The 13,536-nt window shown below is 47.8% G+C and carries 10 protein-coding genes; 2 read left to right on the plus strand and 8 right to left on the minus strand.

The genetic code is table 11. The features are described from left to right. The first annotated feature begins 3 nt into the window (after positions 1–3). Both KK062_RS09400 and KK062_RS09405 read left to right on the plus strand, forming a co-directional pair. Positions 4–1,719 carry a RagB/SusD family nutrient uptake outer membrane protein gene (locus KK062_RS09400; RefSeq protein ID WP_254084029.1) on the plus strand — a complete coding sequence of 572 codons (1,716 nt, stop codon included), beginning with the start codon at positions 4–6 and terminating at the stop codon, positions 1,717–1,719. 37 nt (positions 1,720–1,756) lie between these two features. Further along, positions 1,757–3,397: a glycoside hydrolase family 172 protein gene (locus KK062_RS09405; RefSeq protein WP_254084030.1), complete on the plus strand. Its 1,641-nt coding sequence runs from the start codon at positions 1,757–1,759 to the stop codon at positions 3,395–3,397. A gap of 68 nt (positions 3,398–3,465) precedes the next feature. Here KK062_RS09405 and KK062_RS09410 read toward each other — a convergent pair whose 3' ends face one another. The 8 genes from KK062_RS09410 to KK062_RS09445 all read right to left on the minus strand — a co-directional run bounded on the left by KK062_RS09410 (position 3,466) and on the right by KK062_RS09445 (position 13,286). Further along, positions 3,466–4,026 carry a DUF4240 domain-containing protein gene (locus KK062_RS09410; RefSeq protein WP_254084031.1) on the minus strand — a complete coding sequence of 187 codons (561 nt, stop codon included), beginning with the start codon at positions 4,024–4,026 and terminating at the stop codon, positions 3,466–3,468. Positions 4,027–4,180: 154 nt separating this feature from the next. Beyond that, positions 4,181–5,968, minus strand: coding sequence for a hypothetical protein (locus tag KK062_RS09415; protein WP_254084032.1), 1,788 nt, complete (start codon positions 5,966–5,968; stop codon positions 4,181–4,183). Then, the gene (locus tag KK062_RS09420) at positions 5,965–6,726 is read right to left on the minus strand and encodes a hypothetical protein (protein ID WP_254084033.1); all 762 of its coding nucleotides are present in this window, start codon (positions 6,724–6,726) and stop codon (positions 5,965–5,967) included. Before KK062_RS09420 ends, KK062_RS09415 begins: the two co-directional genes overlap by 4 nt. Before the next feature lie 229 nt (positions 6,727–6,955). Then, the gene (locus tag KK062_RS09425) at positions 6,956–8,404 is read right to left on the minus strand and encodes a TlpA family protein disulfide reductase (protein ID WP_254084034.1); all 1,449 of its coding nucleotides are present in this window, start codon (positions 8,402–8,404) and stop codon (positions 6,956–6,958) included. Positions 8,405–8,448: 44 nt separating this feature from the next. Continuing rightward, complete coding sequence (locus KK062_RS09430) at positions 8,449–9,825, minus strand: GDSL-type esterase/lipase family protein (RefSeq protein ID WP_254084035.1); 1,377 nt, start codon at positions 9,823–9,825, stop codon at positions 8,449–8,451. 518 nt (positions 9,826–10,343) lie between these two features. Further along, entirely contained in the window at positions 10,344–11,279 is a 936-nt protein-coding gene (locus KK062_RS09435) for a YihY/virulence factor BrkB family protein (RefSeq protein ID WP_254084036.1), read from the minus strand. A gap of 10 nt (positions 11,280–11,289) precedes the next feature. After that, complete coding sequence (locus KK062_RS09440; RefSeq protein WP_438835851.1) at positions 11,290–12,399, minus strand: DUF748 domain-containing protein; 1,110 nt, start codon at positions 12,397–12,399, stop codon at positions 11,290–11,292. Between the two features lie 95 nt (positions 12,400–12,494). Next, the gene (locus KK062_RS09445) at positions 12,495–13,286 is read right to left on the minus strand and encodes a hypothetical protein (protein WP_254084038.1); all 792 of its coding nucleotides are present in this window, start codon (positions 13,284–13,286) and stop codon (positions 12,495–12,497) included. Positions 13,287–13,536 lie beyond the last annotated feature (250 nt).

Below are 13,536 nucleotides of genomic sequence, written 5' to 3' on the forward strand. Positions count from 1 at the left end.
AGCATGAAAAAAATAGCACGGTGGTTTTTTGTCATCACCTGTTTCGGGGTGACATCCTGTGAGGACTTCCTGAATCAAAAACCTCAAGGCTTTGTTTCGGGAGACGATCTGAACACACCTGAAAACCTGGAAAAGATGGTCATCAGCACATACGCCCTACTCGGCAGCGATCAATGGCCGTTTGTAGCATCACTCTGGCCTCAGGGCAGTGTGCGGAGCGATGACGCCTATAAGGGCGGCGACGGGCCGAACGACCAGGCAGAGATGCATGCATACGAAGTATTTGCATTGAACAGAATAGATAACCCGCACATCGATGTAACGTGGTTTCGATTATACGTAAACATTTCGAGAGCGAACGATGCATTAAGAAGGTTGAACGAGGTGGATGAAGCAACATTTGCACTAAAGAAAGTACGGCAGGCCGAAGTGCGCTTTCTCAGAGGACATTTTTATTTCAACCTGAAAATACTCTTCAAATACATGCCGTATATCGATGAAACCATTCCCAAGGAGCAATACGGTACAATCTCGAACGACGTCTATTCGAACGACGAGCTCTGGACTAAAGTCGCGGACGATTTTCGGTTTGCCGCGGAGAACCTGCCCGAAGAGCAATCAGAACCAGGAAGAGCGAACAACTACGCCGCCAGGGCTTATCTCGCAAAAGCACTTCTCTTCCAGGCTTACCAGCAAAATGAGCAAAATCAGGTGACCAGCGTCGACCGTGCGAAACTGGAGGAAGTGGTTACCTTGTGCAGCGCGCTGGAAGGGGTGTATAATCTGCACGACGACTTCGCCAGGAACTTCCTGGAAGAATATGAAAACGGCACCGAATCGATCTTTGCCATCCAGTATTCTAAAGACGATGCAACACCACTGGGCCGGATAGACTGGAGCCACAAGCTCAACTACCCCATGAATCCTGAATTCGGCTGTTGCGGATTTCACGCCGCCAGTCAGAACCTGGTAAATGCTTTTAAAACCGACGCAAATGGACTTCCATTGTTCGAAACATTCAACGACGAAGATGTCCGGGCCGGAACGACTGATTTTCAGACCTTCACATTCGATCCGCGGTTGGATCATACAGTCGCTATACCCGGCCATCCATACAAATACTCAAGCTATACGTTCGCCAACGCGTGGGTGCGCTCGCCGCAAATCTATGGCTACTACATGAGCTTAAAAGAGACCGTGGCGCCTGACGATGCATCCTTTCAGAAAGCGCCACCTTTTATGTCGAGCTCAAAGAACTGGGATATATTGCGTTACGACGAAGTGCTGCTCTGGAGAGCGGAAGCCCTCATAGAGCTCGGTCGGCAGGACGAGGCATTGCCCTTTATCAATGCATTACGAAAACGCGCAGCCGAAAGTATGGCGTTGCTGGAATATGAAAATAGCACGACCTTCTCGAATTATCACATCGACGAATACCAGCCCGGTGTTAATTGCAACTGGACACAAGACTTTGCCCGCCAGGCGCTGCGTTGGGAAAGCCGGCTGGAACTGGCCATGGAAGAAGATCGCTTTTTCTATCTGGTGCGTTGGGGTATCGCAGCAGAGACGCTGAACGCGTATTTTGATCAGGAAGAAGAAAAAGCCTCTTTCCTGAAAGATGCTATATTTACAGCAGGACGAGACGAATACCTGCCGGTTCCACTGGCACAAATGAACCTCAGCAGAAATTTGTATAAACAAAATAGCGGTTGGGAATAACGGATAGCTACCGATGGTACTGGTAAATAAAGATAATATGAAGGTTATAGGTATAGTGCTTTTAGGGTTGATCTCCTCGCTGGCTGTTGCCCAGAAATCGAAAACTGTCATTACGTATGCAGACCTGATCGAGCGGGTGTACGACCTGGACCATCTCGCGGAGCCTCCGTTGAAAGGCGAGCGATCAGGGACGTTCACCAGCTACGACAGGGCTGCGAAATACGATGAGAAGACCAATACCTACGTCAACTGGGAAGCCAATGACGACGGGCGCGGGTTCATTCGGAAAGAAGACGGCGGATATGTTGTCTTCGAGAGCGACGGCCCTGGTGTGATCTGGCGTATTTGGAGTGCGCTGGCCAAAGAGGGAAAAGTGAAGATTTATATTGATCATGCTGCCGTTCCTGTCATTGACGAGCCCTTCCGGGCATTATTCGAAAGCTTTAATAATACGATGCCACCCATGAACCTCACAAGCTTTGTGATGACGCTTTCGCGTGGGCGAAATCGGTTTTTACCGATACCCTATAACAAGCATTGTAAGATCGTGCTGGAAGAAAACTGGGGCGCATACTATCACATCACCTATTCCACAATGGCCGATGGCTCGGTACTTCCGGTGTTTACCGGAAGTTATACACAAGCAGATGCTATCAAGCTCGCCGAGGCAGATCGTTTCCTGTATAATAGGGGCTTCACAAGAAAGCGATACGACGGTGAGAAAATCGAAAACATGACTATTGTGGCGAAAGCCAACAGCGTGGCCCCCGTAAAGACGATTGTTGGAAACAGGGCGATAAATCGTCTTGATCTTATTCTCGACGAAACCTACCCGGCCGATACCACAAAACAAAGACACCTGTTGGAAAATGTGTGGATCAGTGTTACCTGGGATAACGCCGCCAAACCTTCCGTTATGGCGCCGATAGGCTTGTTCTTCGGGGCGTTAACGGGTACACAACCCTACCGAACACATACTGTCGGCAGTGTCGATGGAAAGTCATTCTATTCAAACTGGTATATGCCCTTCTCGGAAAAGGCAACCATTGCCCTGGTGAGCAAAAGCCGCAAAGCGCACACGCTAAAATGTTCCATTGCACATGCGCCCGTCAAAAACGCTGCAAAAGACCTGCTGCGCTTCCACGCCACATGGACTGACGGCAATGGCTTCGATGCGATCAAAGCACAGGGAAGAAAGATCGACTGGCCCCTCCTGATCACAAAAGGCGAGGGACGGTATTGCGGCATAACGTTGCACGTCACCAATACATGGAAAGATCCGGCAGCCCTGCCAAAAATGTGGTGGTATGGAGAAGGTGGTGATAAAACAATAGACTGGTGGTGGGGCGAAGGCGATGAGAAGTTTTTTGTGGATGGTGAGAAATTTCCTTCCTCCTTCGGAACGGGAAGCGAAGATTACATAGGCTACGCATGGTCGGCCGAACCCCCTTTCCCACTATTCGACAGCCCCTTTGCTGCACAGCCCTATACCCCTATCGACGGCAACGGCCACACCGTGGTGAGCAGATTCCAGATCGCAGACAACGTTCCTTTCTTTGTTTCATTCGAGGGCACGCTGGAGAAATATAAAGATGACAAATGGGGCAAAAACCTGGAGAATGTTTGTCGGTATGAATGTGTGCGCTACTGGTATCAAAAGACGGAGCAGCAGAAGTGATATTAACCAAAACGAAGAGGCTGTCTTCAAAAGGCAGCCTCTTTATGTTCACATAACGGAATAGCGTCTTACTCTCCCCGGAACTTCGCGTACAGTTTGGGGCAAATCTTTTTTTGGCTTTCCAGATTTTCTTCCTCCCAGGTGAATTCCATTTCCTTCACGGTATAGGAAATGGTTTCAACATAATCATAGAGATCCTGGCCGGTCTTATTCTCAAAGGACGTTATGGGCACATAAGTCAGACTTTCGAACTCATAGTCGTTTCCTTCTTCCACCAGATCCGCCAGCGAGTCGGGATGCTCAATGGCCTTATAATAGACGTCTTTACCAGCCGATATGAGCCAACACCTGAAGTATTCAAAACCATCGTCAGAGGCGCCGCCGTTAATGATATACGCTGCACACCACAGCTCAGAAGTATAGGCCTTCTGCTCCAGGTCGCTTGTTCGCAAATAGAATCCCACCATTTCCTTGGGCGTGAGCTTTTCAACCTCGCCAATCAGGTGTTCTTCCATTTCCTCCAGGTCCTCAGTGGCCTCTTGCGCCCGGTGAATAATGGACCAATACCGGTCTTCATCCAGCAGGTCTGCAGTCTTTTCGAGCGGAGGTGCATTTGATTCCGATGCCATTTATAGAATGTTTAGGCTCCCAAATTACTAAAAAGTCACAAGTTCACTGAATTTGACACCGCTGTTAACAATAAAATAATTCCCCGCTCTAAATAGCGATTGATCCGGTCAACTATTCGCACCGATCGTTCATCCGAGACGAACCGTTAAAAGATTAGTTCTGATTGGTTTTTAATTGCTTCATTAACGGAACGGAATAACCAACCTGTATTTGGTGGAAGCCTGTACGCCAAAAGCCATGCTGCCAGTTGTATTGGTAGCGAAAAAATAATTTACCCGTGCCTTCCGTCTGGGGTTTCAGCGAAAGCTGCATCAGCACATGCTTATAAAGAATTTTCGAATCTCCGCCATCGTCCGGCGTTTCGGCAAAAGTTGGAATGTTTGCCACCTGCGAAAATGAATTATCGCGCAGAAAGTAGAAATTGAGACCGCCACCCAAACTAAATGTATATCGCTCATCTGTTCGAACTTCCCAAACAGCCTTGAAGGGCGTAACAGTGTACGTATTCACACCGTACTCATTGACAAAGTCTGTTGTCTCAACAGCATTGTTAGAAAACACCCTCAACGAGTCCCGCACCGAAACTCTACCATACCGAAAACCACCATTGACACAAAGTGAGCTCTTCATCGGCGGCACATCGATTATAAACCAATTTATATCCGCACCCACACTAAAATTCTCAAATCGTTTTAACTCGAGTGTAGAGGTAAATTTTATTGGATCGTATGCATTGTTGGTGAATTGATCTTTATAATTCAAAATAAGGAATTTATTGTTATCCTCAATCTTAGACACCACAATAGATGGCAGGAGAAACTGAAACGCTCCATAAGAATATTGCGACTTTTTAAATCTTCCATTGCGTCGGCTATTCAAATTCAACCGTTTATCTACTTCAAACTGAATCAATCCATTCGGCTTGTCTTTATCAAACCCCACAAAATCACTAAACGTTTTTAATTCAAATAACTTGGATGTACTTTCCTTGGAAAGCTCTATTTGCCTGCGAGGGTCCGTCTTGAAGTCGAGGGTTATGACCTGGTTCGCAGGACTATAATCCCGCCGTCCAACCTCATGTTTTTGCTCATAACGGGTTATCACATCGCGAAGTCCCATATAGTATCTATCCTTATCTTCCGTCGCATACAGACTTACCCCTTCTATGATTCTGTAGTCTCTTTTTGATGCAAAACCTATCGGATAGGCGTTTTCAAATTTAAGAACAATATTGCCATACGCTACGTCCACTTTGACATTCTCGATATATCCCTCATCAAATTCAATTTCTACATTCATTATATCATACCGATTAACCGTGTCGGTTATTACCTTATCCCATTTTTTTGTCCACTTGCTAACGACCACATCGTTTCCAAAGAAAATTTCACCAGCTTTTGGCCGGTAATCGAAAGATCCGATCATGATCTCAGCGCCTTGAAAAAACAAGAAGATCGACTCCAGGTTTATCTTATCAAATTCCGCCATAAGCTCTTCGTACGTTTTCCTCGGAGCGGATGTGATAGTCGAGTCTTTTTCAGTAGCAGTCGAGTCTTTCTCCGTAGAAGTCGTGTCACGCTTGTGCTGACCTGAATCTGGTTGGACGACTTTTTTAAGCTCGCTTGCCTTGGGGACCTTCCCTTTCACCAACAACGCTGAGAATTTTTCTCTCGCCTTCGCCACAAAGGATGAAAGATTATTCGGCCGAACCAGAAAAGTCTCTTTCATATCGGGATCATCATCCATCTGTATTGTATACTCAAAGGCTTGATTTCCAACGACGCGCGCACGAATGGAATAATCTACAATCGTACCCAGCTCGTGTGGATTGAGCTCGAATGGATACGACAGGTTCGTACGATTGGGCGATGTGGTCTGCGCGGCAACGTTGCCTGCTGCCGCCAGCACAATACCAAGAAAAAAGAGGGACAGGAATTTCATTGTATGCGCGAAAGATTAAGCGTCAGTGTATCGTAATCAGAAGATGCCATTTTAAACTTCGCTGTCAGGAAAGAATCACGCACATGCAATGTATCCACAAGCGAAGCAATCGTGTCATTTTTAGCGGTCATGAAACCGCCGGAGAACATAAAGTCCGTTGACGCCGCATCGATACCATAACCCACCAGGCGATTGAAATCACGCGGGCTTTTAAACTCCAGAGAAAGCTCACCATCGTAAGCAACAAATCCCTCGACCCTTCCCAAACCGACCGGGACAGAAGCGAGCGTAAGCAAAAATGTACCGCTATAATAGCCACGACATTGCGGCTGACCGGTGATACCCGCGCCGGCATCCAGTATCTTCAGATCGACATTTGCCCCGTCAAGAATAGTTCGCACAGAATAGCCCAGTGGTATAACTTCCGTATCCTGGGTAGACTCACTGATTTGAAACAGCAGAAGGCTGTCGACGGCGTTCCCGGGTTTTCCATAGACCTTTGTAAAAAACCACATCGCACTCTTCTGTGCGGAGGGAAACTTCGTAATGCTAACAGAATTAATAAACGAGTCTGCAGGAAGCTCGATCGTTGAGAGTATCTCCTGGTAGACCCTGAATTCAGCAACGCCCGGATATACTTTTGTGAAGGCTAATGACGGGGGCTGTGGCTGATTGAAATTATCGTCATAATAGCCCTCAAAAATCGAGCAGCCAACGGCCACGAACAAGATTACAGGTAGAAAATAAAAAGTTTTCATAAGCAAAACATCCTCCGGCTGGTTCGATTAAAAACAAAAAAGCCCATCCCTCCATAACCAATAGATTGGTTACATGGAAAGATGGGCTCTACTTTTGTTACTTCGAAAGTATAAAATCCAGCTACATTTTACAACGTCAATCGATACTAATTACGTCCATGAATCCTGATACTATGTCCCAGTTTAATGTTCGATAAACACTTAATCTATTTCAATACTTTAAACCTCTTTACAACGCCATTTCCTTTTCCAAAAGTTTCACCAATTCGTCTTTATGGCTCGGCTGGGGCGCATTGAAATTTACGATCTCACCTCGTTTATTGATGATCACGAACCTGGGTATGAGGTTCGCGTTGTACGCTGCCTGTACCTTGCCTTCGCTATCGATCAATTGTAACCACGTGGGCTTGTCCTTCTTGAGGGCATTCAGCCATGCCTGGCGACCATCCGCCACAGCAATGCTTATAAAAGCGATGCGCGAATCGTCCTTATACTGATTATATACCGCTTCCAGAAAAGGAGTCTCTTCCCGACATGGTTTACACCAACTGGCCCAGAGATCGATATAGACAACCTTACCTTCAAAATTAGCCAGGCTATACGCCTGACCCTGCTCGTTCTTCAGCGTAAAAGCAGGGGCGGGTTTTCCAATACTGGTTTGCAAAAGATAATCCGCTCTCTTGGTAAATTGTTCAGCAATTGATTTTCGATAAAAGTCATCCGTGAAATAAGGAAGATAAGGTTGGAAAAGGTTCCCCAGCGTGTGTAGCCTTTCGAGGCTCTGGCACGAACCAACCTCATTTGACATCTTGCGGTACAGCGAATTATCCCTGACTTTTCCAGAATATACCTGAGCGCTTTTTTTCAGAGGATAAAGATCCTCACCTTTTCGCGCAGGTTCTTTCAGGTAATCAAGTCTAACCAGGTAGTTCAGGTACTCCCCAATAATCCAGGTTTTGTATTGCGTCGATATCAGATATGCATCGTTGTCAATCTTAGGCAGCTTACTATCACTTTTCCCAACCAGGTCTTCGCTTTCAGCAACACTCAATTGATAAATATTGGCATGCGCCATCAAGCAGTAAAGCTGCGTGAAGGCATTATCCAATTCAATACTGCGCTTAAAAAAATCAACATAAGCATCATCTTTCGGTATAGGGCCTGAAAATACAACCTGCGCAATGGAGTCGTTTATTCGCTTTTCCCGTTTAGCGTATCGCACCAGGCTTCTCTTGCTGCGTTCATACCAGGACGTATCGGGTTTGTGATTTCGGTACCAATCATTCTTAAGCTCCCGGTACCGGTTGCTGGTAGCGCCCTTACCTGTAATTTTAACCGTTGCAAAAAGTGTCTCGAAGTTCGTAGCGTCGCCTGTGATCACCAGATCGTACCCGGGCGCGATAAATATATCATTGATCTGCGTTTGATTCTGCTGTATATTGGTTCGTTGGGGATGTGTACACCGATAAGTCTTCAGAAAAAATGTGCCGTCAGGATCTAAGAAAATAGTATCGATGCTGTGTACACCATGCTCATCATAAAAACCTATTTTAAGTTTCCTTTCCGGGCTGTTGCTTAATTTACCTCGTATGATCAGAGGCTCCGGCGTGACTTTATTTGTCTGAGCCGTCGCCAGCAGGCTGTTGACGAGCACTAGTATGATCACCAATTTTCTCATGACTAAATATCTAAAAAAATTGTAGATTTTACCTATGCGTCAGGTCATTCATTATTTCCCGTCGATGCCAAAATAAAATCAACAATGGGCGTAGGATTCGGAAGGCTATGCGGGTGATGTTTAAAACCCGGCTTAATTAACACGATAATATTCCCCTTCAGAGCCCTAACCTTCTCCGCAAAAAGCAATGTGTTTGTTTCTATAGGCACTGCCTCGTCGGCGTCACCACAAACGTGCAACATGGGGTAATTTCCCTGTACAATCTGCGGCACCTTGTCAATGGGGCCAACCCGCGCGACCTGTTCTTCGGCGGCGGACTGCCGCACCGGCCACCACCGCAAGTCCAGCAGGGGGTTGTCGACATATACACATGCCACATGTGTGGGATTTTCAGCTGCCCAGTTATATACATAAACAGCTCCCCGACTCATGCCCTCCATCACAGCCTTTTTATGCAGCCCGTCCCGGGTGAGCATGTCGTAAAATGCATTCCAGGTATCCACGGCCTCTTTGTTGCCCAATAACTCGGCCACGTCACAGTAGACTACGTGAAAGCCAAGCTCTAACAGCGCAATCTCCGTCTGTGGCTCATGACCCCAGAATCTCGCGCGCCAGATCCACCGGTGCCCCTTATTGGCCAGTTTCGGCTTCACAACCTTGCAGTCTCTCCCCTTCCAGGTAAACTCCACACATTCGTAGCCATGATACGATACCGTCTTCCCTTCTATCTTTATGCGTGCCGGCAGATTGAAGCCAACATCGCGCGTTTGCCGGATCACCGCCTCAAGCTTTTCCGCCATCAATGTAGTCCCCTGCAGGTTGGGATGAATTTTATCGGGGAACAAACCCGCCTTATCCATTAGAATAGAATGCATATCCAGCACCTCCACCCTTTCTGAAAAAGCCACGTTCCTCACCCGCGGTATAACGCGATTAACAATCACCGGATCCCAAATGCCAGTTGAATCCGTTACGAACGAAGGCACCGGCAGTAGCAAAATGATCCGCGGGTTTGACGGTAAAGCTTTGAACGCAGCAATCATTTCCCGGTAGTCAGCTTCATACTCATGCAGATAGATGCGGTTGATCAACTTGCTGTCATTCCCACCCAGATCGATGATCACGAGGTGGGGATTACGTTGCAGGGCTTGTTGATACTCCTTCGTTTTATGATACGGAAGATCGCCGCGTTTAAGCAAGGTAGCTCCCGGCACGCCATAGTTTGTCACGGCGTAACGCTCACCCAGGGCCATTTGCAATTGAGCGGGGAAAGACTCGCGGGCAGGATTCTCCAAAAGTGAACCGTGGGTAATACTGGCGCCCAGGCAGGCTACGCGAATCTGCGGCTGAGCATGGAGCTTTGATACCGGCACCACCACCAGTATGGCAGCGTAAAGCGATAGTCGGATAATGACATTCATGACAGCGAAGATACCGTCACACAATTAACAAGCGCTTAATCGCACAATTAACAAACGCGTCGGGTGTTCTGCTTCAAGGAAAATTATTGCCGCTTGTATAAGCGTACTAAAAACCGGGCTGAGCGGTGTCAGAAGTTTCCAGGCCGTCCGGTTGGAGAGTCCGGGATGTTTGTGTTATTGAACGGAAAAAAGATGCTCCCCTCCAGCGCTGGCAGACAGCGCTGTAAAGGCACTTAATCTCGCAAACCTTTGTCAGCAGGCCCGCTGGGTTCGTCCAATCGGCCTGAACGCTCGCATGCCCCATCAAATGAACCGTTTCTGCCGCCAGCCGGTCGTTGGACCGTGTGTCAAAGACATCGCCGTAGGAGCATACAAAAACCAACAGAAGGGTTCCTGCGATGAGCGCCATGGCGCGACAGAAGCTTTTTCGAAGAAGGATCATAATGTGGTCACGTTGTACTATATAGTACCGAAACACTCCAAAAAGGTTGGAATGCCTCCATCTTCATGGTGGTACCTCAACGGTGGCCTCTTTGCGTTGCGGCGACTTGTTCGGTGGCTGTCGCCGTCGACACAGCATCACTATCCGGTTCGACATGACGTCCATGCGCCTCCGCATACACCTGCGTAAACTCGGCACCAAACAGTACGATCAACCCGGCATAGGAAACCCATAGCATAATGAGAATGACTGTTCCCGCCGCGCCATAAGCAGAGCCTGGATTTGTATTGCCGAAATAAAGACCCAAGGCAAACTTTGCCACTACAAAAAGAATGGCCGTCAGAAATGCGCCGACCCACACGTCACGCCAGCGAATCCTGGCATCCGGAAGAAACTTAAAAATTGAAGCAAATAAAAGCGTGATGACACCTACCGAGACAGCGATATCGAGAACATAAAATACGACCGCGAACGCTTCCGACAGCATACTATTCACCCATTCGCTCACCGCGGTGAGCGCTGCGGAAAGGAACAACGAAACCAACAACAAAAATCCTACAACCAGGATCAACCCGAACGAAAAGACCCGGTCCTTCACCAGCTTCAGGATTTTGCCTTTCGGCTTCGGCTTTACATCCCACATTCTGTTAAGCACCTGCTGCATCTGGTAAAATACACCTGTCGCACCAAATAGCAAGGTTGCTATACTTAGCACGGTTGACAATACAGTGCCTTTACTTTTGCTCCCCTCCAGGATCATCGCTTCAATATCCTTCGCGGTATCTTGCCCTACCAGACCACTGATCTGGCCGCTGACCTGGTGTGTCACTGCATCAGACCCAAAAATAGCACCGGCGAGGTTGATAATGATGACCAAAAGCCCTGGCAGCGAAAAGATAGTATAGTATGCAATAATAACACTGTTATTAAAAGGCTCCCGATCGCTCCAACGCGAGAAGGTTTGTTTGAGCAGCTCCCAGAATGACGAAATTCCTTTCCACAGTTTATTCATAGTAGAAGTATTATGCGTTCTTCCGTTTGTCCAGATACCCTTCCAAAAGATTACCCGTAACCGCACGCGCGCTCTTCCAGAGCGTACGCGCACTGATAACGTTATCCAACGATGGCTTAACGGATCGTATAAACGCATTTTTGAATATGCCCAGCAACGCCGCCCCCACACTTACATTCGGATTCTCCAGCGTTCCCTGGAAAGGGATCTTCGTAGCAATCTCGCCCTTCCGGTGATTTTCGAGCAGCTTGAGCGCCAGGGACACACCACGCTCCCACACTTTCTGTAAAAAACCACTGCGCCGGTCCGATGCACCGGTAAAGTCCAGATCCTTGAAGATCGGCTTTATGTACCCCTTGAAAGCACCGCTCGCCAGGCCCATCTCCGCATAAACATCCAGCCTGCCGTTGCTGACATCCACACGGGCATAGCGTCGCAGAAAGCCGTTGAGCAATACCAGGTTCAAGCCCTGAAGCTCTAACGTGACGGCAAACGTCAACGTGTCGGCCAGCGGCAGAAGATTGGCATGAAGAACGGCGTGGCCTTCGTATACGGTTGCCGTTGCTTCTATGGGTGAAATGTGTTTGGGTATCGAGCGATTTGTCAGACTGTGAATGCTAAAGAATAGTGATGTGATCGGAATATCGGCGTGCACATCCGCAACGGTGCCGATATACTGAAAGTATCCGTCACGCACTTCAATGTCCGCGTGAAACGCGGGGAGCTGCCCTAACAGGGTTTTCAGATTGGCGGGTTCTTTACCATGGGCTGCCGACGTTTCAGGGTTCTTATCTTCGACCATCACTACGCGCGGCTCGTTCACCTGAATGATCAAATCCTGCATGTGCCGGAAAAGCGCCGACCATCGAAAGGCGATGACAATGTGGGGAATGAAAACAACAGGCTCTTGCCCAGGTGCACGACGACGGTCCATCCGAAGATCGTACACGTTGACCCTACTGGCGAAGAGATTGATACCGACACGATCTACCTGCCCTGTAAAGTCGTCCAGTCCGCGCAATATTCGGTTAAACTTCCTGCGAAGAAGAATTGGCAGTGATAAAACTACTACAGCGACTGCCAATACAATTATTGCCGTTATGGAGAGCGTCCATACCATAACAACTGACAAAAAAATACCGTGCCCATCGGGTTACGATAAGCACGGCGCTGTGCTTAGTGCACTATGCGAGCTTCATTCCGCAGGAATGTTTCTTATGACTGTCGTCGCGTCGGAATGTTGAAGCCTGCCGACAGCATGAACTGTGTCGAAAAGAAATGGTGCTGGGCACGTCCCCGTTCGTACAGCTTGACATCGGTATAGTTGGCAAAGGATTCCCGAATGGATGGCTCAACGAAGAAATACTCAAAAAAGTCGTAGTGTATAGCAGCACCGGTACCAATCACCCAACCTGAAAAACGGAAAGGCCCGTCGTTATGCTTGCCCATGATGTTGGACTCAGTCTTAGGCACCAACGCACCACCGCCCAGGCGCGCTACCGCGCTGAGCTTGTGCTTCTGGTTCTTAGACGTTTTCAGCGTGTACCGCTTCAGTAAGCTGATCATAAGATAATTGTTGCCGTTGGTGTGCTCGAGGTGAACGAAGTCTCGCGTAACCAGCGTATCACGATCGTAATACTGGTCGTCGATCCATCCCTTCATATGTAACATCTGGTTGTCGCGCACCACATACTTCAAGTGGTTCCAGCTTACTTCGATTCCCAGGTCGTGCTTGTCGTTGAAAAAATAACCAGCGCTGATGACGTACTGTGGCACCGTGGGAGCAGTCTTAAAGAAATTATCCCAGTCAGGCTGATCTTTAGCCTTCGCATGATAGAAGGTAAAGTCATAATTCCCCGTCTGCCGATCCAGGAAACGGATCGTACTGTTGGAGTATACATCCCGATGATACCCCCAGTTAACGAAGAACGTACCGTGTAGGCCCTTTTTCGCCGCCGGCGCAGAAGCTCCTTCAAGTTGCGCGTACAGAGACTGGATGAATGACAAAACAAAAACTAGTGAAATAATGACAAGCCGCATAGAATCAACCCTTCGTGAAAAACGGGTGCAAATAAAGGGAATATTTTACCCAAAATGAGTATCCCTTCAAGAACAGAAAATATTTGTGTGTATTAAATAGCCCAATTTGGGCATTATTTCAGGTAGCACAAACGTTGTAACACATCAATTCCCCCCTAAACGCGGGACATTTTTAAGCGTACCATAATGATGCTTTTAGTGCCCATCAAATGACTTT

Origin of the sequence: Dawidia cretensis, from assembly GCF_018598175.1 — a bacterium.
Taxonomy (GTDB): Bacteria; Bacteroidota; Bacteroidia; order Cytophagales; family Cyclobacteriaceae; genus Ohtaekwangia; species Ohtaekwangia cretensis.